Source organism: Pseudodesulfovibrio sediminis (genome assembly GCF_020886695.1).
Taxonomy (GTDB): domain Bacteria; phylum Desulfobacterota; class Desulfovibrionia; order Desulfovibrionales; family Desulfovibrionaceae; genus Pseudodesulfovibrio; species Pseudodesulfovibrio sediminis.
Genome location: NZ_AP024485.1, coordinates 1,887,098 through 1,908,444, shown reverse-complemented (window position 1 = coordinate 1,908,444; position 21,347 = coordinate 1,887,098). Strand labels below are relative to the sequence as shown.

Annotated in this window: 22 protein-coding genes; 11 read left to right on the top strand and 11 right to left on the bottom strand. The window is 57.4% G+C overall.

The window, feature by feature from the left end; translation table 11 throughout:
- Positions 1 to 3 precede the first annotated feature (3 nt).
- Positions 4 to 315 carry a hypothetical protein gene (locus SRBAKS_RS09215; protein WP_229590579.1) on the top strand — a complete coding sequence of 104 codons (312 nt, stop codon included), beginning with the start codon at positions 4 to 6 and terminating at the stop codon, positions 313 to 315.
- A 14-nt stretch (positions 316 to 329) separates the two neighbouring features.
- Positions 330 to 1,076, top strand: a complete 747-nt coding sequence (truA, locus tag SRBAKS_RS09210; protein WP_229590578.1) for a tRNA pseudouridine(38-40) synthase TruA — start codon at positions 330 to 332, stop codon at positions 1,074 to 1,076.
- An 8-nt stretch (positions 1,077 to 1,084) separates the two neighbouring features.
- On the opposite strand, the gene SRBAKS_RS09205 is transcribed toward truA, so the two are convergent.
- Both SRBAKS_RS09205 and SRBAKS_RS09200 read right to left on the bottom strand, forming a co-directional pair.
- Positions 1,085 to 2,986, bottom strand: a complete 1,902-nt coding sequence (locus SRBAKS_RS09205; RefSeq protein WP_229590577.1) for a FapA family protein — start codon at positions 2,984 to 2,986, stop codon at positions 1,085 to 1,087.
- 152 nt (positions 2,987 to 3,138) lie between these two features.
- Complete coding sequence (locus tag SRBAKS_RS09200) at positions 3,139 to 4,383, bottom strand: BPL-N domain-containing protein (protein ID WP_229590576.1); 1,245 nt, start codon at positions 4,381 to 4,383, stop codon at positions 3,139 to 3,141.
- Between the two features lie 252 nt (positions 4,384 to 4,635).
- On the opposite strand from SRBAKS_RS09200, the gene SRBAKS_RS09195 reads away from it, so the two are divergent.
- Both SRBAKS_RS09195 and cobA read left to right on the top strand, forming a co-directional pair.
- Entirely contained in the window at positions 4,636 to 7,302 is a 2,667-nt protein-coding gene (locus tag SRBAKS_RS09195; protein WP_229590574.1) for a valine--tRNA ligase, read from the top strand.
- A 183-nt stretch (positions 7,303 to 7,485) separates the two neighbouring features.
- Positions 7,486 to 8,994 carry a uroporphyrinogen-III C-methyltransferase gene (gene cobA / locus SRBAKS_RS09190; protein ID WP_229590565.1) on the top strand — a complete coding sequence of 503 codons (1,509 nt, stop codon included), beginning with the start codon at positions 7,486 to 7,488 and terminating at the stop codon, positions 8,992 to 8,994.
- 71 nt (positions 8,995 to 9,065) lie between these two features.
- Here cobA and SRBAKS_RS09185 read toward each other — a convergent pair whose 3' ends face one another.
- Complete coding sequence (locus SRBAKS_RS09185) at positions 9,066 to 9,812, bottom strand: substrate-binding periplasmic protein (RefSeq protein WP_229590564.1); 747 nt, start codon at positions 9,810 to 9,812, stop codon at positions 9,066 to 9,068.
- Positions 9,813 to 10,143: 331 nt separating this feature from the next.
- Here SRBAKS_RS09185 and purN point away from each other — a divergent pair, with 331 nt between their 5' ends.
- The 4 genes from purN to SRBAKS_RS09165 are packed head-to-tail and all read left to right on the top strand — an operon-like array spanning position 10,144 to position 12,564.
- Entirely contained in the window at positions 10,144 to 10,848 is a 705-nt protein-coding gene (gene purN, locus SRBAKS_RS09180) for a phosphoribosylglycinamide formyltransferase (RefSeq protein WP_229590563.1), read from the top strand.
- A gap of 6 nt (positions 10,849 to 10,854) precedes the next feature.
- Positions 10,855 to 11,397 (top strand): 3'-5' exonuclease, encoded by a 543-nt coding sequence (locus SRBAKS_RS09175; RefSeq protein ID WP_229590562.1) that lies wholly within the window; start codon positions 10,855 to 10,857, stop codon positions 11,395 to 11,397.
- Positions 11,397 to 12,158, top strand: coding sequence for a precorrin-4 C(11)-methyltransferase (cobM, locus tag SRBAKS_RS09170; protein WP_229590561.1), 762 nt, complete (start codon positions 11,397 to 11,399; stop codon positions 12,156 to 12,158). The genes SRBAKS_RS09175 and cobM overlap by 1 nt, the downstream gene beginning before the upstream one ends.
- A gap of 10 nt (positions 12,159 to 12,168) precedes the next feature.
- Positions 12,169 to 12,564: a secondary thiamine-phosphate synthase enzyme YjbQ gene (locus SRBAKS_RS09165; RefSeq protein WP_229590560.1), complete on the top strand. Its 396-nt coding sequence runs from the start codon at positions 12,169 to 12,171 to the stop codon at positions 12,562 to 12,564.
- Positions 12,565 to 12,568: 4 nt separating this feature from the next.
- Here SRBAKS_RS09165 and SRBAKS_RS09160 read toward each other — a convergent pair whose 3' ends face one another.
- Positions 12,569 to 12,985, bottom strand: coding sequence for a hypothetical protein (locus tag SRBAKS_RS09160; RefSeq protein WP_229590559.1), 417 nt, complete (start codon positions 12,983 to 12,985; stop codon positions 12,569 to 12,571).
- A 358-nt stretch (positions 12,986 to 13,343) separates the two neighbouring features.
- Here SRBAKS_RS09160 and SRBAKS_RS09155 point away from each other — a divergent pair, with 358 nt between their 5' ends.
- Positions 13,344 to 13,661: a DUF4389 domain-containing protein gene (locus tag SRBAKS_RS09155; RefSeq protein ID WP_229590558.1), complete on the top strand. Its 318-nt coding sequence runs from the start codon at positions 13,344 to 13,346 to the stop codon at positions 13,659 to 13,661.
- A 2-nt stretch (positions 13,662 to 13,663) separates the two neighbouring features.
- The gene (locus SRBAKS_RS09150; protein ID WP_229590557.1) at positions 13,664 to 13,930 is read left to right on the top strand and encodes a cysteine-rich small domain-containing protein; all 267 of its coding nucleotides are present in this window, start codon (positions 13,664 to 13,666) and stop codon (positions 13,928 to 13,930) included.
- Here SRBAKS_RS09150 and SRBAKS_RS09145 read toward each other — a convergent pair.
- The 6 genes from SRBAKS_RS09145 to cbiE all read right to left on the bottom strand — a co-directional run bounded on the left by SRBAKS_RS09145 (position 13,927) and on the right by cbiE (position 19,632).
- Positions 13,927 to 14,370: a hypothetical protein gene (locus SRBAKS_RS09145; RefSeq protein WP_229590556.1), complete on the bottom strand. Its 444-nt coding sequence runs from the start codon at positions 14,368 to 14,370 to the stop codon at positions 13,927 to 13,929. The two genes, SRBAKS_RS09150 and SRBAKS_RS09145, sit on opposite strands and share 4 nt — an antisense overlap.
- A gap of 51 nt (positions 14,371 to 14,421) precedes the next feature.
- Positions 14,422 to 15,624, bottom strand: coding sequence for an HD-GYP domain-containing protein (locus SRBAKS_RS09140; RefSeq protein ID WP_229590555.1), 1,203 nt, complete (start codon positions 15,622 to 15,624; stop codon positions 14,422 to 14,424).
- A 16-nt stretch (positions 15,625 to 15,640) separates the two neighbouring features.
- Complete coding sequence (locus SRBAKS_RS09135; protein ID WP_229590554.1) at positions 15,641 to 16,369, bottom strand: flagellar brake protein; 729 nt, start codon at positions 16,367 to 16,369, stop codon at positions 15,641 to 15,643.
- 161 nt (positions 16,370 to 16,530) lie between these two features.
- Positions 16,531 to 17,088, bottom strand: coding sequence for an AmmeMemoRadiSam system protein A (amrA, locus tag SRBAKS_RS09130; RefSeq protein ID WP_229590553.1), 558 nt, complete (start codon positions 17,086 to 17,088; stop codon positions 16,531 to 16,533).
- 9 nt (positions 17,089 to 17,097) lie between these two features.
- The gene (locus SRBAKS_RS09125; protein WP_229590552.1) at positions 17,098 to 18,372 is read right to left on the bottom strand and encodes an MFS transporter; all 1,275 of its coding nucleotides are present in this window, start codon (positions 18,370 to 18,372) and stop codon (positions 17,098 to 17,100) included.
- A gap of 6 nt (positions 18,373 to 18,378) precedes the next feature.
- The gene (cbiE, locus tag SRBAKS_RS09120) at positions 18,379 to 19,632 is read right to left on the bottom strand and encodes a precorrin-6y C5,15-methyltransferase (decarboxylating) subunit CbiE (protein WP_347339426.1); all 1,254 of its coding nucleotides are present in this window, start codon (positions 19,630 to 19,632) and stop codon (positions 18,379 to 18,381) included.
- A 137-nt stretch (positions 19,633 to 19,769) separates the two neighbouring features.
- Between cbiE and fsa the strand changes: the two genes are divergently transcribed.
- A complete protein-coding gene (gene fsa / locus SRBAKS_RS09115) occupies positions 19,770 to 20,423 on the top strand; it encodes a fructose-6-phosphate aldolase (RefSeq protein ID WP_229590551.1) in 654 nt (217 codons plus the stop codon).
- 63 nt (positions 20,424 to 20,486) lie between these two features.
- On the opposite strand, the gene SRBAKS_RS09110 is transcribed toward fsa, so the two are convergent.
- Positions 20,487 to 21,326, bottom strand: a complete 840-nt coding sequence (locus tag SRBAKS_RS09110; protein ID WP_229590550.1) for a glycosyltransferase family 2 protein — start codon at positions 21,324 to 21,326, stop codon at positions 20,487 to 20,489.
- Positions 21,327 to 21,347: the final 21 nt, after the last annotated feature.

The window sequence follows — 21,347 nt, the reverse complement described above, 5'->3', positions numbered from 1 at the left end:
TCCATGAAAAAGTTTTTGTTATTACTGATTGTTGCCGGAATCATTTTTGTCGTTTCCACCAAGGTGACCGTGTTTGTCATACCGCCCATGGGGTTCGTGACCAAGGGGAAGACCGTGGTCATCCCCCGGCCCGACGGCATGGGTTTTCTGGAGAACGCCGAGTCTGCCTGCGAGCAGACGTCCGGTCCGGAGAACCTGTTGTGCCAGGCGCTGGTGCTCAAGGATGTCTCCACCGAGGCCGAGGTGCTCGTGCGGTTCCCGTACAGCTCGACGCTGGATTCGCTGTCCTCAGAGTTGGTAGACTCCGCAGAGTAGTCCGTGAGGCTCCGATGATTCGTATCAAGCTCATACTGGCCTATGACGGCACGGAATATTGCGGCTGGCAGATTCAGCCCAACGGTCCTACCGTACAGGCCGAGCTGGAAAAGGCGCTGGCCAAGATTCTTGGTACGGCGCCCCGCGTGCACGGTTCCGGCCGGACGGATGCCGGGGTGCACGCCCTCGGGCTGGCAGTGCATTTCGACTGTGCCAATGATCGCCATGGCATCCAGTGGCAGCGGGGGTTGAACTCACTGCTTCCGCCCGATATCCGGGTGGTGGACTGTGCCATTGTCCCCAATGATTTTCATGTCCGCTATTCCCACAGCATCAAGACCTACGAGTACACCCTCTGGCATAAGCGGGAGTTCTGTCTGCCGCAGCGCAGCCGGTATGTCTGGCAGTGCGGAGCTGTTGATTTCGTTCCCATGGAAGAGGCTGCCCGCGTTCTGGTGGGTGAGCATGATTTCTCCGCTTTTCAGAATATGGGGACGGTCCTCAAGACCTCGGTCAGGAACCTCATGGAGATTTCCCGCCATCCGGGGGGTACCGAATATGAGTCGGTCTGGCGGTTCACGGCCAACGGGTTCCTGAAGCAGATGGTGCGCAACCTGATGGGATGCCTTGTGGCCTGTGGGCGCGGCAGGATGACGCCGGAAGATGTCAAACGTATTTTGGACTCAAAGGACCGTACGCAGGCCCCGGCAACGGTGCCGCCACAGGGGTTGACGCTGGTGCGCGTGGATTACCCGGAATAGCTTCAGGGCTATTTGATGGCGATCTTGCGGTTGGTGGGGTCCCAGTACAGGACGCTGGCTTCCATTCGTTTTTGTATCTCAAAAACTTTCTTGCCAAACCGAACGCTGATGCCGGGATGGAGAAACCGTTTTGCCGAGATGGTCACCCCTTCCAGCTCCTTTTGACGGGTCAGGTTCAACTGATTGATCTGTTCGGAGAGGACCTTGCGCCGCTGTAGCAGTGTGGACCGGTGCTTGAGGACTTCGGCCACGGCTGCTTTTTTGGCCTCGGGCGTGCGCATGAGGATGACTTCGGGCGGCTCTGTCCCCAGCGCGTCATCAACCTTCTTGATCGCCTTGACCACTTTGGCCCGTTCAAGGTGTAGTTTTTCGTCTTCTTCGTCATTGATCAATACGCCGACACGGGTTGCCACACCCAGTTCCGAGCCAAGCTCGTTGGCTTCCAGGCCTTTCCCGGTGATGATGCCGCCACCAATGATGATGCCCTTGCCTGATGACGCATAGAGTCGGCCTTTGGTCTGGATGATGGAATTCTGGACTTCATTGGCAATGAAGACATCGCCATCGGCCTTGATATTGGCGTTGGTGGCGAAGTTGGCAATGACGTCGCCGCCGCAGGTCACCTGGCCGCCTTCAGGCATGAGGATGCCGCCGGCTACCTCCACCAGACCGCCGGCATGAACGGTTGCGGACTCGATGGACCCTTCCACGATAACGTGTTTGGGCGCGGAAACGGAAAATCCTGCCTGGATGGAGCCTTTGACCTTTACCGAGCCCTCCTCAACTTTCACATTCCCTGATTCAAGATCCACGTTGCCGTGTATGATCAGGCAGTCTGTGACCGAGAGCACGCCTCTGTCCATGACCACCACGCCTTTGGCCTTGGACTGATAGGTGATCTTGTCGTCCAGAAGCGTGACGTTTTCGCCCAGATGAATGACCAGATCCTTGCCGCCATGCGCCGGAATTGTCTTGCCGTAAATATCAATACCGCCTTCGCCCGGCGTGGGGAGGTGAAGGCGTCCGATGATCTGGTCGATTTCCACCATGGGATAGGCGCCCCGATTTCGGAAATCCAGCCGACCGGAGTCGTCTTCGATGCCGGCGTCCTCGCGGGTGGCCACGAGGTATTCCAACCAGCCGTCGCGGCCCGGAACAGGGTGCGCTCCTTCAACAAAGACCTGGTCGAGCAGCGGGATATCCAGCTCCTTGGCCTGCTTGAGCTTGGCGTCCATGAGATCCATGTCCATATCGATGAGCACGCCCATGTCGCGCATTTCCTTGTCCACCCGGGCAGGGGTGATAGGGGTGCCGCGAAAATCCTTGTGATGCAGGTTGCCCCTGACAGAGACTTCATCTTCGGTGATATAGGGAATCTGGTCCACGCAGATCACGTCGTCTTTCAGGCGCGCAATGCCCCAGACTGTGGAGACATAGGATTCGGAGACCGCATCCCAGGTTACATTATCGCCGACCTCAACGGTTAATTCTTCAGGCACGAAGTTCCCTTTGGGCTTGATCTCTTTGCCGTTGATCGTCTGGCCGTTTTCCGCCTTTTGGGCTGGGCGGAAACGGGCGAATTGGTCGTTGGGGAAAACCGGATATTCGAGGTCGCCCAGGGCTGTGAGGGATGCGTCCCGCGGCTCCTTGGCCGGGATGCCGTGGACCAGCGCTATGCCGGTGAATTCGCGTCCTTCTTCGATGGCGTCCACAACACGCTGTGCCGCGTCCTCGTCCACGGGAAACTGTACGCCCGCCGCTGCAACCTGGGCTTTGATAAGCCCAACACTGGGGCCTTTCCCCCCATTGGGTGGGAAGTACCGGTTGACGCCGAGTTTCATGCCGTCTGCGGACAGTGAAAATCGAAAAACTGCGTCCGGGGTGTCGCTTAAAGTTTTGTCATCCGTCATTTGTTGCCAGTCACCTTGGTACATGGGTTCGCCACGGGAGGAAAAAAACAATACAGCTTTTGCTCCACACGGCACACTTGACCAACTTGATATTTACCACAGGAGCCCCAGACAAGGCAAATATAAGAAAAAAACGGCAACGATAAGAAAAGCTACGATGTTCTGGAGAGACGCCAGTACAATTCTTCCAGAAGCGCGGAGAGATCGGCGAAGATGCCCCCCGGCTCGGGCGGCAGGCCGAAGAGCGCGCGGCGTTGTTCCCGAAGGCCTTCCTTGGAGACGGCGCCGGGGTCAGAGTGGAATACGGTCATGGAAAGGCGTTCGGCCAGCAGATAGCCCGTCAGGCCGCCCACCAGCAGCTCCATGAGTACCCGGAACCGGTCGCGTTTTTCGTCCCAGAATGCGCGAGTGTCATCGTCGGGCTGGATGGTCAGGGACTCGCAGATGAGCGAGTAGAGGGAGTTGATGCCAGCGCCGGGAATGCCTCGCCGCCAGCCCAGCAGCCATGGATTGCGCCAGAAAAGCAGAAAATGCTCCGAGCCTGTGGTGACGATCTTTTCCATAGCGGTCCGTGCGGCCATGAGTTCCGGGTCTTCCCAGTGTACCGGGCGGGCTGCGACATCCCAGGCAGGGACCGGAGCGTCGCCCACTGTCGAGCCGAGGATTTCACTCAGGATGTGGCCGAGCAGGTGGTTGGCGTGCGCGGAGGCCGGGGTTTCCAGATGGGCGTAACTCAAAATGACCTTGCCGGAGCCGAAGTCATTGGCCGCCACGCAGGGCAGCCCTTCCATGAAATCGGGGTTCAGGCTCACCCCGTAGAGATTTTCCCAGTCGGTCATGGTGCCTTCGGGCAGGGTGGCGAGGTTGAGGTCGGCCACCCAGAAATCCGGGCCGGGTTTGCCGTAGCGGGCCAGGACGGTGACAGAATCGTCATTGGCGTCGAATCGACCGGGCCACCAGACCGGGAGCAGACCGTGATCCATGTCGTCGGGGACCAGCGGGTCAGCCGTGTTCAGCCGTGCCTCGACATGGCCTGACAGAAAGTGGTGAAGGCGGTTCTTGTATCCCTTGCGGGTCCAGGGCGAGAGGCCCAGCCCATACCGGCCGGACAGGGCCAGTCCGGCACCGCCGCAGAATCCGATATACGTGCCGCCGTCATGCACGAAGTCGCAGATGGCATCCATTCCCTTGACGCCCAGCCGATCCGCTTTGCCTTTGGCCCGTCCACCGGGGACGATAAGGACTGCGGGCGGCTCGCCGAGCTTGCCAGAGAGCGCGCCATCGGCTATTTCTGACCCTCGCACCAGACGGTGGCGGATTCCCCATGCCGATAGGGCTCGGGTGACCAGCAGGCCCCAGAAATGTGATTCGTCCCAATATATATGTATGCTTGACATATTCGGCTCTCTTGACAAGGGTATGCCGACGCTATCAAGCAGAGCGTGCAACTGCAAGAATTATGAGATGAAAATATGGTGTTTACGGACACCTTTTGAGTAAATAAATCAGACACCTCGCTTTTTTCCGGACTTGCAAAGCGTGAAAAGAAGTTCAGGAAGGAAGCAGGGATGGGGTCTGGGGAAGGGGAGAGGGAAAACCGACACACTGGATTTCCCTCTCCCCTTCCCCGGCCGCCGGAGGCAAAACAAATGGCTCGGAAAGAACTCGCAAAAGCCTACGAACCGTGGGATGTGGAAGAAAAGTGGGAAAACCACTGGGAAGAAAACAAGACCTTTTCGCCTGACCCTGATGGTCCTGGCGATTCGTACTCCATCGTCATCCCGCCGCCCAACGTCACCGGCGTTCTGCACATGGGCCATGCCCTGAACCTGACCCTTCAGGATATCCTCTGTCGTTTCAACAGACAGCAGGGCAAGAATGTCCTGTGGGTGCCCGGCACCGACCATGCAGGCATCGCCACCCAGAACGTGGTGGAGCGCCAGCTCAAGGAAGAGGGCCTCACCCGCCACGACCTTGGCCGCGAAAAGTTCATTGATCGCGTTTGGGATTGGAAGAAGGAAAAGGGCGACCACATCCTGAGCCAGATTCGCCGCATGGGCGCATCCGTTGACTGGACCCGTGAGTGCTTCACCTTTGACGAGCAGCGTGCCAAGGCTGTGCGCGAAGTGTTCGTGAAGCTTTTTGAAGAGGGGCTGATCTACAAGGGCGATTACATCATCAACTGGTGCAACCGCTGCCACACCGCACTGGCCGACGACGAAGTCGAGCACGAGAACAAGCCCGGTCATCTGCACCATATCAAATATTCCCTGTCCGACGGGTCCGGTGATCTGACCATCGCCACCACCCGCCCGGAGACCATGCTGGCCGATACCGCCATTGCCGTGAACCCCGAGGACGAGCGTTTCAACCACCTCATCGGCAAGACCGCCATCCTGCCGCTGGTCGGCAAGGAGCTGCCCATTATCGGCGATACCTATGTCGACATCGAGTTCGGAACCGGTTGCCTCAAGGTCACCCCGGCTCACGACATGAACGACTGGGAGCTCGGTCGCAAGCACAACCTCGAAATTATTACCGTCCTCGACGAAGACGGCGTGGTCAACGAGAACGCCCCGGAGAAATATCAGGGCATGAGCGTGCTTGAGGCCCGCAAGGCCGTCATGGCCGACCTCGAAGCCGAGGGCCGTGTGGTGGAAGTCGCTGACCACGAACATTCCGTGGGCGTCTGTTATCGTTGCAAATCCACCATCGAGCCGCACGTTTCCACTCAGTGGTTTGTGTCCATGAAGCCCCTGGCCGAGAAGGCCCGTGCCGCTGTCCCGGCCGATACCCAGATTTTTCCGGAGCACTGGACCAAGACCTATTACGCCTGGCTGGACGAAATCCGCGACTGGTGTATCTCCCGTCAGATCTGGTGGGGACACCGTATCCCGGCGTGGACCTGCGAGGAGTGCGGCGAGCTGACCGTGACCATCGACGATCCCACGCACTGTTCCAAGTGCGGTTCCGCCAAGATCGAACGGGACGAGGACGTCCTTGACACCTGGTTCTCCTCCGCGCTCTGGCCGTTCTCCACGCTGGGCTGGCCCGACGACACCAAGGAGCTGGCCAAGTACTACCCGACGTCCTGTCTGGTGACCGGCTTTGACATCCTCTTTTTCTGGGTCGCCCGCATGATGATGATGGGGCTGCAGTTCAAGGGCGAAGTGCCGTTCAAGCACGTCTATATCCACGCGCTGGTCCGTGACGAGAAGGGCAAGAAGATGTCCAAGTCCACGGGCAACGTCATTGATCCGCTGGACATGATCGGCAAGTACGGCGCAGACGCCCTGCGGTTCACCCTGACGAGCTTCGCCGCCATGGGCCGCGACATCAAGCTCAGCGAGCAGCGCATCGAAGGGTACAAGCATTTCATGAACAAGATCTGGAACGCCACCCGCTTTGCCATGATGAACCTGCCGGACGAGATCCCGGCGGTTGACCTCAAGGACGCAGACGGACTGGCCAACCAGTGGATTCTGCATCGTCTGGAAGAGGTCAAGAAATCCCTGGCCGAAGCCACCGAGGAATACAAATTCAACGAGATCGCCCAGACGCTCTACAAGTTCATCTGGAGCGAGTTCTGCGACTGGTATCTGGAGATGATCAAGCCCGCCCTGTATGGCGAGGACGAGACAGCCAAGGCCGCCACCCAGAAGGTGCTGTGGACGGTCCTGTCCGAGACCATGGTTCTGCTTCACCCGGTGACGCCGTTCATCACGCAGGAGATCTGGTCCGTGCTGCCCCGTCCTGCCGGCGATGATCGCCCCGACGATATCGCGACCCTGCCGTTCCCGGACATGCGCGATGAATGCCTGAACCCGGACGTGGTCAAGGAGATGGAGCTCTTCATGGGCGTGGTCTCCGGCACCCGCAATATCCGCACGGAGCTGCTCATCGAACCGGCCAAGAAGCTCGACCTGCTCATCAAGACAGTGTCCGACGCTGACAGGACCGTGCTCGAAAACAACATGAACCTGATCCAGTCTCTGGCCCGTGTGAACACCGTGTCCATCGGGCCTGACGTGGTCGCGCCCAAGGCCTCGGGCGCAGCCGTGGTGCAGGGCAACGAGATTTCGGTTCCGCTGGAAGGCGTGGTCGACTTCGAGTCCGAGCTTGCCCGTCTGGACAAGAACATCGGCAAGCTCGAAAAGACCATGAAGGGCGTGGCCGGCAAGCTGGGCAATCCCGGTTTCGTGAACAACGCCCCTGAAGCGGTCGTTGAAGGCGAAAAGAAAAAGCTCGCTGAAATGGAAGAAGAAAAGACCAAACTCGTCCAGCTCAAGGAACGCCTTGAAAGCGTGATGGGATAAGTGGAATGACGGTGCACAGCGCGCCGTTCGAATAAAAAACAGACTCTTCACCCACCACCCGAACTCGCGATGTGCGACACGGAGTTTGGGAAGGGAGAGGGGATGGGGTCTGGGGAAGAGGAGCGGATAGCCCTTTTCAGAGGGTTGCCCGCTCCCCTTCCCCAGCCGCCGGAGGCAATAAACATGGCGAACGTATTTTTAGTTGGTGCTGGTCCGGGTGATCCCGGAATGTTGACTCTCCGTGCCAAGGAGATCATCGAGACCTGCGACATCATGATCTATGACTATCTGGCCAATGCCGACTTCTTGAAGTGGTGTAAGCCGGAGTGCGAGATCCTGTATGTGGGCAAGAAGGGCGGAGACCACACCCTGCCTCAGGACAAGATCAACGACCTGATCGTGGAGAAGGCCCGGAGCGGCAAGGTTATCTGTCGTCTGAAAGGCGGCGATCCCTATGTCTTTGGCCGTGGCGGCGAAGAGGGCGAGGAGCTGGTCGAGGCCGGTATCGACTTCGAGGTCGTGCCCGGCATCACCGCTGGCGTGGCGGCCCCGGCCTATGCAGGTATCCCGGTCACCCATCGCGATCACACCACTTCTGTCTGTTTCATTACCGGCCATGAGGACCCGACCAAGACCGAATCCGGCAACAACTGGGAAGTCTACGGCCAGTCCAATTCCACGCTGGTTTTCTATATGGGCGTGGGCAACCTGCCCATGATCGCCGAGAACCTGATGAAGAACGGTCGGCCTGCCGATACCCCGGTGGCGCTGGTTCGTTGGGGCACCCGGTGCAACCAGACCTCCTTTGTCTCCACGCTGGAGAACGTGGCTGACGAAGCCAGGGAGCGCGACTGGAAAGCGCCGTCCATCATCGTGGTTGGCGGCGTGTGCGGCCTGCACGACAAGCTCGCCTGGTTCGAGAAGAAACCGATGCTCGGACAGGGTGTCGTGGTGACCCGCGCTCGCGAACAGGCTTCCGGGCTGGTCAAGGTCCTTCAGGGGCACGGCGCGTGTGTTCACGAGTTCCCCACGATCTCGGTGGAGCCGCTGAACGACTACAGCGCGGTCGAGACCGCTATCTTGCAGCTTGCCCGGTATCAGTGGGTGATCTTCACCTCGGTCAACGGCGTGAAATTCTTCTGGGAACAGTTGGCCGAGATCGGTCTTGATTCCCGTATCTTCTGCGGCATGCAGGTGGCGGCCATTGGCCCGGCCACGGCGGACGAAATCCGCGCACGCGGCATCGAGCCTGACTTCGTGCCCGAGAAATATGTGGCCGAGCATGTGGTCAAGGGACTGCTGGAGCTGGAGATTCAGGGCGCAGATGTGCTCATCCCCCGTGCCAAGGTCGCCCGCGAGGTCCTGCCCAGGGAACTCAAGGCTGCCGGGTGCAACGTCACGGTCCTGCCGGTCTACGAAACCAAGCTGGTTCAGGCTTCCGGCGACGAGATCGAAGCGAGCCTTGAGAAGGGTGACATTCAGTATGTGACCTTTACCTCTTCCTCCACTGTGGAGAATTTCTTTGACCTGGTGTCTCCTGACACCTTGAAGCAATACCCGGACGTGAAGATCGCATCCATCGGCCCGGTAACCTCCGAGACCCTGTCGAAGTTCGGCTTTGCCGCAGACATCGAGCCGGAAGAGTATACCATTCCCGGTCTGGTGGGAGCGTTGATCAAGGAAGCCGAATAGACGGCGTCTGAAACACGAGAGATATGAAGGCCTCGACCGCTCGGTTGAGGCCTTTTTGTATGGCAGGGGAATTAATGCAGGTAATCTTCGATGATGGTGTCAACCGTGTTTTCCTGGCGCAGCTCATCCAGAGAATGCTGGAGTTTCCGTACCAGATCCGGGTTCATGTCTTTGCTTGCGGCAAAGTAGAGTTGGGATGAGAAGAGCGTGTTCACGACTTCGAATTCGTCCGAAGTCAGCCCCATATCCTGAATGGTGTAGAGCAGGGTGGCTTCCAACAGCAGCATGGCATCTATGCGCCCTTCAATGAGCTTTTTGATATTGAGTTTGATGCTGTGCACCCGTTGGAGACGGTTCAGGTCCAGGCCGTTTTTGAGCACGAATTGTTCCGAAGCGCTGTCGCGTATCGTGCCGATGCGGAGTTCGTCGGTGTCACGTTTGAGGTCATTTATTTGGAATCCGCTGTGCGCTCGTGCGATCATGCAGCTTTTGCTCGGCATGATCGGGCCGATCCATTGGAAGAGATCCTTGCGTGAATCGGTTTTGGCCATGGGGAACAGGATGACCGAGTCGTTTTCCTGTATCTCTTTGTATCCTCGGGCCCAGGGCCATATCTGAATGTCGGATCGGTCCATCTTGATGCCGGATCGCCGCGCCATGATCAGAAAGATGTCGGTCGCAATACCTGTTGGCTGGTAGTTGGCCGTGAAACTGAAGGGCGGATTGTTTTCCGTGATCACGGTCAGCGCGTGAGCCTGTACGGAAGCGGTCAGGATGAGCAGAGTGAGGAGCAGGGCGATGCGTGTAGGAAAAAACATGAATTATCTGCTATGTACGGGTTTTGTTCGGATAAACTTATGACAAATATACAGGCATGAATCAACATTTCTTTTGAGCGTGTCATGGCGCAGCATCGGGCCGGGAGTGCATGGAGCTGTCAACCATGCCGTGTCGGCAATGCGAGCAGGCATGATTGGTCTCTTTTGGAAGGGAGGTGTTTCTGTCTGATTAAAAATGTCATGAATAAAGCCTGTTGTGTTTTTTATGCGCAGAGCCTGATAACTCAGTCCTTGAAAAAACAGCCGGTTTGAGCCAAGTTCGTGAGCGGGGAACATAACCCCGCTATTTTTTCCCATTCAAGGAGCCTCAATGCCACTGCCAATAGCTGTTCTCGTTTCCGGGAGCGGGTCCAATCTTCAATCCATTATCGATCGTATAGAAGATGGCGCACTCGACGCTGAAATCAAGCTGGTCGTTTCCAATAAATCTGACGCCTACGGACTTGAGCGCGCCAGGAAGCATGGTATTGCGACCAAGGTGCTTCTGCATACGGACTACGATTCCCGCGAGGCGTTTGACACAGCCATGGTGCAGGCCATCAACGAGGCCGGTGTGGACAAAGACGGGGCCGTTGTCATGGCCGGGTTCATGCGCATCGTTACCTCGGTTTTTCTGGGAGCCTTCGTGAATCGGGTCATCAACATCCATCCTGCCCTGCTACCCAGCTTTACCGGTGTGTGCGGCCAGGGCGATGCCGCTGATTATGGCGTGAAAATTTCAGGGGCGACCGTGCATTTCGTAGATGAACAGATGGACCATGGTCCCATCATCATCCAGGCCGCCGTGCCCTGCCAGCCGGGCGAGGGCGGTGACGCGCTTGGTTCCCGCATCCTGAAGCTGGAGCACCGTATTTTCCCTCAGTCCCTGCAATGGCTGGCTGACGGAAGGCTGGAGATCGACGGGCGGTTTGTGCGCTTGAAACCGGCTGATACACCTGTTGCCGACCAGCCCTGCGCGGATATTCAACCTGCAACCAACGCGCTGGTCTGGCCTCCACTGGAAAAGGGGTTTTAATCCATCATGTCCACTCCCTCCCTGAATGACGTTCGTTTTGTTGCCATAGATTTCGAGACTGCCGACCCCAAGCGGGATTCTGCCTGTGCATTGGGTGTCGTGGTGGTGGACAAGGGTGAGATCGTGGCTCGTGAATATCGCCTCATTCGCCCGCCCAGAAAAAAATTCAATCCGTTTTGTGTGCGCGTGCATGGCATCCATTGGTATGACGTGTGCGATGAACCGAATTTCGGCGAGTTGTGGCCGGAGTTCGAGCCGCTGTTCGAAGGAGCGGATTTCATTGTGGCCCACAACGCGGCGTTTGATAAATCCGTGCTCCACACCTGCTGTCGCGAGGCAGGAACGATGCCGCCTGAACAACCGTTTCTGTGCACGGTGCAGCTTTCGCGCAAGACCTGGGAGCTGGCCTCGAACAAACTGCCCAGCGTGTGTGAGTATCTCGGCATTACCCTCAATCATCACAACGCCGCTTCGGATGCCGAGGCCTGCGCGCTCATTGCGGTCAACGGCCTGCGTGAAAACCCCGGCTTCATGTGCAAGGTGATCTGATGACACAGGTATATTTCATCGGTGCCGGTCCGGGTGATCCAGAGCTGCTGACCGTCAAGGGACAGCGGCTCATCGCCGAGGCGGACCTCGTGCTCTACGCCGGATCGCTGGTGCCGCCGGAAGTCGTGGCCTGCGCCAAAGAGGGCGCCAGGGTGGCTGACTCCGCCCCGCTCAATCTTGAAGAGACCCATGCGCTGATGATGGAGACCGTGAAAGCGGGGGGAGCGGTGGTGCGTGTGCATACCGGCGACCCTTCGCTGTATGGTGCCATCCGCGAACAGATGGCGCTGTTGGACCGCGACGGCGTGGCATATGCCGTGGTGCCGGGCGTGACCGCCGGTTTTGCCGCTGCCGCTGCTGCCGCGAAATCCTACACCGTGCCCGAAGTCACCCAGACGCTCATATTCACCCGGATTGCCGGGAAGACGCCCGTGCCCGAAACAGAGGGCCTGCGCGCACTGGCAGCGCATGGTTCGGCCATGTGCATCTACCTGTCGGCAGGCGACCCCGAGGGCGTGCAGGCGGCACTGCTGGCCGGTGGGCTGGCTAAAACGACCCTGGTGGTCATGGCCTATCGCGTTGGGTGGCCCGAGGAAAAAGTGGTGGAGACCGAACTCGGTTCGCTGGCCGCAAGTGCCCGCAGCAATGATTTCACGCGCCAGACCGTGTTCCTGATTCTGCCGGGACAGAGTGAAGCGGACGCGGGGCAGGCGAAATCGCTTTTATACGACGATACTTTCAAGCATATGTATCGCAAATAGGGAGTGGACCATGGAGACAGTACAAGTACAAACCCACGATCATGAAGAGATGCTCGATATCACCGGGGCCGTGCGCAAGCTCGTTCATGCGAACGGCTGGAGTGACGGGGCTCTCCTGCTATACTGTCCGCACACCACCGGCGCGGTGACCATCAACGAGGGTGCCGACCCGGACGTGGTGCGAGACATCCTTGTGAACATGCGCAAGCTCGTACCGCACCGTGGTGACTACCACCACGCCGAGGGCAACTCGGATGCGCACATCAAGTCTTCCCTGTTCGGCTGTGAACAGATGGTCATTGTCGAGGGCGGCAACATCCAGCTTGGTACATGGCAGAAAATCTATTTCTGTGAATTCGACGGCCCTCGCACCCGCAAATTATGGGTGAAGTGGCTGGAAGCGTAGCGTTCTACTCGTCTAAATCAGTATACTCGTCACTGAAGTTGATATTCAGAGCAGTCCACTCTTGATCAGGTTTGCAGTATAAGAACGTGAAGAAGAGAGGTGTCTTCTCGGTGAAGACGATATACTTCAACTTGACCACGGACTTCCCGTAGTCTTTCCGGACAGCCAAATCATATCGGCTGCATTTCCCGACCATCGGCATCTGAGCTACGAACTGCCGTTTGGCAACTTCAATCCTGTCTGGGTCCATCTGGCTGGGATCAAAAGAATCGAACCAAGTATCAGCCGTTTTGACGTACTCGCCTTTCATCATGAGTTCAAAGCCAGCCTCTGCCATGCTTTCAGGAGTCGCGTTGTTTTCAGCCATTGCTACGCTTGAGATCATAAGAAACAGAGCCGTGATTGCCAGTATGCGTTTCATGTCAATATCCTTGGTGAAGTTGTTGGTTCAGGTGAATCGGTTCTTCGTAAACTGATCAAGTTGTCTATCTGATCAGGCAAAAATAATCCAGATCATCAAACACGTCGAGAAAAAGTGATACGGAGTGGAAGAAAGACACGCTGGAGAAGAAGGTAGGGGTTGTTGAGCTGTGTTCTGCCTGCTATGACATGCTCAAAGATATCCGGTGTGCCCTGTCGTGTCTATTCTTCTCTCTGCTTGTGTGGCTGAGGGGAGCAGGGAGAGGGGCTGTGTGTTTCAAGATTCGCCTGAGTTGCCGCAGGTGGTGGGTATGGTGTATGGTTGTTTTTTTGATCCCCAACTATACGCGGAGGCGACCATGGCGAGTGAAACCAGAGCAACGACGTCGGACAGAATGGCCATCCTGAAACGGTTCGTGGTCACTTTGGTCTGCATGATTTTTTTTGAGGTGACAGGACTCATTATCCAGTTGTCAGTCCTTTTTCAGTTCGGTTACTTGTTTGTGACCAAGAAGCGGAGTGAGCCGCTCAGGATTTTTTGTAACAATCTTTCGCAGTATGGCTACCGGATCATGCGGTATTCCACGCTCAATATCAATAAACGCCCTTTTCCCTTTGCGGAGTTTCCCGAGGACGACGAGTGCGATGAACCTGTCAAACAGGTACAGTTCAGGTAGATATGGAAAACAGTTTTCGCTTCTTCAACAACCATGCATGTAAATATTTCCCGTGCCACAAGACCAGCAGGCCGGAGCAGTTTAACTGCCTTTTCTGCTATTGTCCGCTGTATTTTTTCGAGGAGTGTGGCGGCCGGTACGAAATGCTGGAGTCCGGGGTCAAGGACTGCACCAACTGCATGATTCCGCACACCTATGAGGGATATGATCACATACTAGGCAAGCTCAAGGAGCGATTTGCCCGGATGCGTGAGGCGAAAACCCCCTAGCGCCGTCGGGAGGCGTTGAAGGGGGAGTGCGTCATGTAGTGGTCCAGCTCCCTGCCGAGCTGCTTGCGTTCGCGCGCAACCCTGCGCTTCTGGCTCTCCAGGTCCAGATTTTTATTCTGAAAACGGGAGATGGCGACAAAACAGTTCTTGATGCGCGTCAGCTCCGCGTACCGTTTCTTGCGCCAGAAATAATAGGCCATGATCTTGGCCGCACTCTTGATATCGTCTTTGGAGTAACGCAGTAGTGCCTCGTCCAGTGGAGCAGTACTTTCATCTTCCACCAGAGGGAGGACTGCCATGATGACCGTCTTGGAACGTTGCAGGGACTGGGGGCTGATGCGGTAGACTTTGACGCTGCGTTGTTTCGTAATAAACCATTTAAAGCCGTAAAGCAGGGCTGTTAGGGCTATAATCCCAACCCACAGTTCAGTGTCGAACATGAAATGTCTCCGGTAGCGGTAAGGTGGTTATTCTCGGCACATGTGGCGGTGTTAGTTTGGGGACAAATAGGTCATGAGGGTCTTTCGATATGCTGAAGGGTCGGCACACTCCAGAATCTCGATGGGGGTATCCTCTTCGGACTGGGTTGCCAGATTCACTTCCTGCATGCGTATGGGCCGCATTTTCCGGTCCATGACGATTTTGATTTTCGGGAACAGCGGGGTGCGGGCGTCGGTCTCGAAGACCAGGGCGTAGTCGCCGGTATTCAGGCGCACAAAACTGCCTGAGGGGAATATGCCCAGACATTTGATGAAGAGCTGGATTTCCATGGGGTCGAAGTCCTGATCGCGCATGCCGTACATGATGCCCAATGCCTTGTTGGGCTGGATGGCCTGCTTGTAGCAGCGGTCCGAGGTCAGGGCGTCGTAGACATCGGCCATGCCGAGAATGCGGGCATTGGCTGGAATCTCTTTTCTGATCAATCCGCTGGGATAGCCCGAGCCGTTGAACCGTTCGTGATGGAACATGACGGCTTCAATGACTTTCTTCGGAATATCGGTTGTTTGCTCCAGAATTGTGCAGCCGTAGCCCGGGTGCCGCTTCACTTCGGTGCATTCCAGCTTGGTGAGCCGATCTGGTTTATTGATGATCTTGGCCGGTACGGAGGTCTTGCCCACATCGTGCATCATGCCCGCCAGTCCGAGGAGGGTCAGTTCGTCGCGCTCCATGCCGATGAATTCGCCGAAGACCACGGCAATGGCCGCCACGTTGATGGAATGCGTGTAGGTGTAGTTGTCAAAGGAAGAGAGCTTTGACAGGCAGACCAGCGTATCAGGGTTGGAAATGGCGGCATCGACAATGGCGCTGGCTGTTTCCATGGCAGCTCCCACATCCATCTTGCGTCCCAGTTTGGCATCATTGACGATCTGTATTGCCAGCTTCATGGCGTTTTCATAGGTGACCTGGGACTGGGGCATGGCCTCGTCAAAGGGGGTGCGCTCTTTTTCAAGAGGCATGATGTCCCTGTCGACGATAAGCATGTCGAGCCTTTCCTCGTCCGACAGACCGGATACGTCGGGCACCTCCACAAAGACCTGCTGATAGCCTTCCTTGCGGAGCCTGGCCACGACCTCTTCGGATTCGATGACGCCGGGCTCGGTGTACATGTAGGGCAGGTGTTTCCAGAGGTCTGAAGCGAGCTGCACAACCTCCATGCCCGGTTTGAGTTCATCTATGGAAATTTTCTTGATCATGCCGTCATCCAGAGGGTTAACGTGTGAGTCTCCTGACTCTTTCCAGGTATTTGTTGATCACTTCCTCTTCATTGGGGTTGATGTCGATGAACATGGCTCCCAAGGTGAGGATGCCCTTGCCTCGTTTGATGTTGCGTACGGCGATGGGGAGTTTCAGAGCGCCTTCCACACCGAAGTCGATGACCACCATCACGGTGTCTTCCACCTTGATGTTCGAAATGGGGTCTCTGGAACTGGCGCGGACGGAGAGCTTGCACCCGGTTTCGCTGACGTTGAGGATAATGCAGTCATGTTCTCCGTCATTGGCATGCACTTCGCCGTTGAGATTGACGTCAATGCGTGATTCGCGACGCAGTTCAATCTTTTCTATGACACTCGGGTAGTCAAAAAAGATGAGGGATGTGGGCGATGAGACGGCGTTATGAACAGAGGTTTTGAACCCGTATACAGTACCCTCAAGAATGTATTTGACAATGATTTCGCCGCCAAAGGCGAGCTTCTTCCGGATTTTCGAGGGGAGGCGGACTGCCGCGATGATATACTCGTAGGCATCATAGCCAACGATTTTGCCCTTGTATGACTGATCAACGCCAAGGACGCGAATGACCACTTCCTTGCTCAGCGCGACATTGAGATTGACACCTGGAATTTTCGCTACCTGGGCGTCAGGAGCGATGGCTGTGGCTTCTGCGTTCTTTGAGATAACGCCTGAAGATGTTTTCTTGGTGTCGATGTGTTCAGACATAGAGTGCACGAAGTTATGGTTCAAAGGTCAAAAAATACAGACTGCACTTCTCTATGCGGTCGGCCTGTAATTGATATTGAATAACCATACCTGACAACAACCGTTTATGTCGATAGGGGAAAACCTCGTTTTTGTGGCAAACGGGCGTGCACTGTTTTGTTTTAAAAAACCACGGCTTCAAACCAGAGGATGGTGGTTTCCGGGTCTTTCCACGCGTCCCTGGGCAGGCCTGCCTTGACACAGGTCTGGGCCAGGAAGGTCTCGCGGTCCCAGTTCCACTCCACCGGGACCTGGGGCAGGAGCAGACCACTCTGCGCCCCTCTGGACATGATCAGCCCATGGCGCCCCACTTCCACCAGCTTTGTGTCCGGGCAGGTTTCCAGAGGACTCAATATGGAAATTTCGTACTCGACGGCATCGAATTCGTTCTTGTGCAGCGGGGGAAAGCGGGGGTCCTTGAAGGCCGCATGCCGGGCCATGTTCCAGATGGTCTGGTAGAGTTCCTCTGTCCCCTGCACATTGCCGATACAGCCGCGCAGTTCGCCGCCAAGTTTGAGGGTGACGAACGCGCCAAGGCTTTCGCGGAGTGTCTCCGTGGGCGGTTCGGGCGGCTCGGTAGGGCCCTCCGAGAGTTTCAGGCCAACAGAGATGGACTGTACTACCAGATCCTTTAGGTAGGTCTTTTCTTCATCTGTCAGGGCAAAACGAAAGTCGGACATGACGGCTCCTCAATTGTTTTTCAGTTGAGCTGGGACGAACAGCATACCGATCAGCCCGAGCACGAACAACCCCACTACCGCGGCCATGCCTATGCGCTGGCTGCCTGAGAGCAGGGTCAGCCCTCCAACCAGAAACGGTCCCATGAATGAGGTCAGCTTGCCGCTCAGGGCGAACAGGCCGAACATCTCCGTACGCAGTTCTTTTGGCGCGGCATGGGCCAGGTAGGATCGGCTGGATGCCTGGACCGGTCCCACGAATATACCAATGCCCAGCCCGAAAATCCAGAACAGGGTTTTATCAGTGACCAGAAGGATGGCCACGCCGGGGATGATCAGTCCCAGCAGGGAGGCCAGGATGGTCTTGCGCGGGCCGAGGCGGTCATCGAGCCAGGCAAAGGCGGCGGCGCCCAGCCCGGCGGTGATGTTGAGGCCGATGCCGAAGATGATGACCTCGCTGGAACTCATGCCAAAGGTCGCGGCAGCATAGATGCCGCCAAAGGCGAACATGGTGGTCAGCCCGTCATTGTACAGCATGCGCGCCAACAGGAAGAGGGCGATGGCCTTGTACCGGCGCACTTCCCGCAACGAGTTGCGGAGCTGGCCCATGGCTTCCTTGATGGCCTGCAAGAGCGGAGTGGGCGTGGATGTCGTGTCCGGTGAGAACAGGAAGAGCGGCAGGCAGAAGAGCGCATACCAGGCCGCCGTGATCGGCATGACCGCCCTGATATGCATGGCCTCATCGTGCGGCACGCCGAACCAGCCCGGCGGCTGCACGAATCCGTAGAGGGCAATGATGAGCAGAACGAGTCCGCCCGCATACCCCAGTCCCCAGCCCCAGCCGGACCAGCGGCCTATGACCTTTGGTTCAGCCAGATCCGGGAGCATGGCATTGTAGAAAATCATGGAATATTCGCTGCCCACCGTGCCGATCCCTGCCAGCAGCAGGGCGAGCCAGACAAAGGAAATATCCGGCTTGACGAACCAGAGGGAGGCGGTGGCCGTGATGCAGATGACGGTGAACAGGCCGAGCCAGGGTTTGCGGCGTCCTGACCGGTCGGCAACGGCACCAAGCACCGGGCCGCCTATGCCGATGATCAGTCCGGCCACGCCCATCATGTTGCCCCACTGGGCGATTCCCAGGGTCTCGTTTTCCGCGACGGCCTTGGCAAAATAGGCGGCAAAGACAAAGGTCTGCACCAGAGCGGCAAAGCCCGAGTTGGCCCAGTCGTACAACGCCCAGGACCACAGAGCGCGGAGAGGGGAGGGACGACTGGATGCGGTCATGACAGCCTAGGGTTTTTCGGCCCAGAGTACGAAGACGGGATTCTGCGCCTTGAAGCGCAGGTCGCCGGCCAGCGAATCCGTTGCCGATGCCTGGAGCTGGGTGACGCCGAAATGCCAGCCGAGTTTCTTGAAGTGGTCCTTGGCCATGTGCAGGGAATCCAGCAATATGCAATGAACCACGATCTTGCCGCGCGGCTTGAGGCGGTCGCAGGCGGTCTGCAACAGGGAGGTTTCCTGATTGGAGTCGCCACCCAGTCCGCCGCCGATGAAGATGCGGTCCGGTGCGGGCAGCCCCTCAAGCGCCTCAGGCAGTGAGCCAAGCACCGTGTCCACCAGCCATGCGCCGGTGCGGCGGATGTTCTCGCGGATCATGGCCGCGCGGGTCTTGTTGCGTTCAACAGCAAAGACCCGGCCGCAACGGGCCAGATGGGACGCCTCGATGGAGACGGAACCGCAGCCTGCGCCCAGGTCCCAGACAGTGGAGCCAGGCTCCACGTTGAGATGAGCCAGCCCGGCGGCACGCACGGGCAGCTTGGTGATGAGATTTTTCTGATGCAGGTAAAAATGGTCCGGTATGCCGAGGGTCAGCTCGATCTCCGGTGGATAGAGCCGTTCCAGAATGACCAGATTCAGCGGCGCGAATTCCATGCCCCAGGTTTCGGGCAGGGCCAGCGGCCTGATGCGTTCGTTTGGCGCGCCGAGGTCCTCCAGCACGGTCATGGCAAAGCAGTCGGCCCCGCGTTCGAGCAATGCCCGTGCCACTTCGGCAGGCGAATTGACGGCATCGGTGAAAACCGCGATGAGGTCGGCCCTGACCAGCGCGGAGTACAGCGGCGAAAAATCGTCGCGGCCATGCAGGGAGACGAAATCCATTTCCTGCCACGGCAACTTCAGTCGGGCGGCGGCCAGTTGCACGGTGGAAATATTCGGTTCCACCACGATATTCTCACGGCCGAGATCTTCGCTCAACCGTTTGGCAATGCCGAAAAAGAGCGGGTCGCCATCGGCCAGAACCACTGTGCGTCGGCCAGTGATCATGGCGTTCCTGATGGTGTTGACGACTTCTGACAGCGGAGCGGTGATCGGCAGTGTCTCCGCTTCCTTGTGAAGGAGCATGGCAGGGCAGGCTGCGAGCAGTCGTTTGCCGCCCACAACCAAATGTGCGGCGGCCAGAGCTTCCTTGGCCTTTGCAGTAATATCAAGTGAGCCGGGCGCGAGCCCGATGATGCGGACGGCTTCCATGCGGAACAATGTAAACAAAAGCCTGCGTGTGGGGAAGGGGAATACGAAGAAAATCAAGATAAGGCGATTGTTTGCCCTCTGATCGTTTTGTGCTATGAGAACGATGTATGAACAGACTCATGGGCCTTGAATGTGCCCCTATATAAGGAGGATATATGGAATTTTTTCTCGATACAGCCAATCTTGACCAAATCCGGGAAGTCAACGATCTCGGACTGCTTGACGGTGTGACCACCAACCCGACGTTGATGTCCCGCGAAGGCGGAGACTGGCGCGAACAGGCATCGCTTATCTGCGACGCCGTGGACGGTCCGGTTTCCCTTGAAGTCATTGGCACCACGCACGAGGAAATGATCAAGGAAGCCAAGGATCTTGTTTCCTTCGGTCCCAATGTCGTGGTCAAGATTCCCATGATTCCCGAAGGCCTCAAGGCGCTCAAGGAACTGACCGAACGCGAGATCAAGACCAATGTCACATTGGTGTTTTCTCCGTCGCAGGCCCTGCTGGCCGCCAAGCTTGGGGCCACCTATGTCTCCCCGTTCGTGGGCAGGCTTGACGGGCTGGGGCAGTCCGGCATGGAGGCCGTGGACCAGATGCGCACCCTGTTCGACAACTATGCGTTCAATACCAAAATCCTCGTGGCCTCGGTGCGCCATCCCATGCACGTCATCGAGTCCGGCCTCATCGGCGCGGATGTCATTACCCTGCCCTATGCCACCATCATGCAGCTCATGCAGCACCCGCTGACAGATAAGGGGCTGGCCGCATTCCTGGCAGACTGGGAAGCGTTTCAGGCGGAACAGCAATAGGTTTCAAAGAAGACACAAACAGAAAAGGCTGCGTGGGTTCACGCAGCCTTTTCTGTTTGGAATCTATGATGTCGACGCTTGGAGCACCGTGTCTTCCACGGTTCGCAGCAGTGCCCGGACATCGTCCGGGGTCGGTATGTGGCCGCGTTGAAAGGCCTGTGAGTGGAGTCTGCCACGCATGTACCCATCTGCCCATTCCCGGACCAGCGGGTGAAAGAAGGCCGGGTTGTTCAGCACGATCAGCGCCTTGGCCAGTCCGTCGTTTTTCTGTGCCTGATTGGAAAAGTTGTCGCCGTGCAGCTGATAGTTGTAGCGGGGCACGGGAATGTGGTGGAAGCGAGCACCGGTCATCAGGCATTGGACCCAGAAATCCCAGTCCTCGTAGTCGGTGTTTTCCCGATACCGTACCCCGGCGTCCCATATTTCCCTTCGATAGAGCGCGACCGGGGGCAGGGTGTTTTGCATGCGCAGGTGGCCCTGGTTGAACTTTGGCAGGCGCACCTCGCGGGAGGTCTCACCGGTATGCTCAACGTAGTCAGTGTAGACGAGGTGGATATCGGGATTTGCGTCCAGGGTGGCGATGCAGGTGGCGAGAAAATCCGGGTGCAGGGTGTCGTCCGGGTCCAGGCTGATCAGGTACTCGCCGGTGGCGCGGGACAGGCCGAGGTTCCGCACGGCGCCGGGCCTGCCGATTCTGTCTACGGCTTCGATGGCAAAGTGGTGACAGGAAAGTCGTTTTGACCACTGGCGGGCTTTTTCCACGGAGTCGTCAGTGCTGCCGTCGTCGATGAAGAGCACCTCCACTGCATCAAGCGGCAGTGATTGCGCGGCAATGGAGCCAAAAAAACGATCAGCGAACCGACCATAATCATGATTGGGGACAACGATGGAAAGTAGTGTCATGCGCTGTGGTTTTGTTTGTTT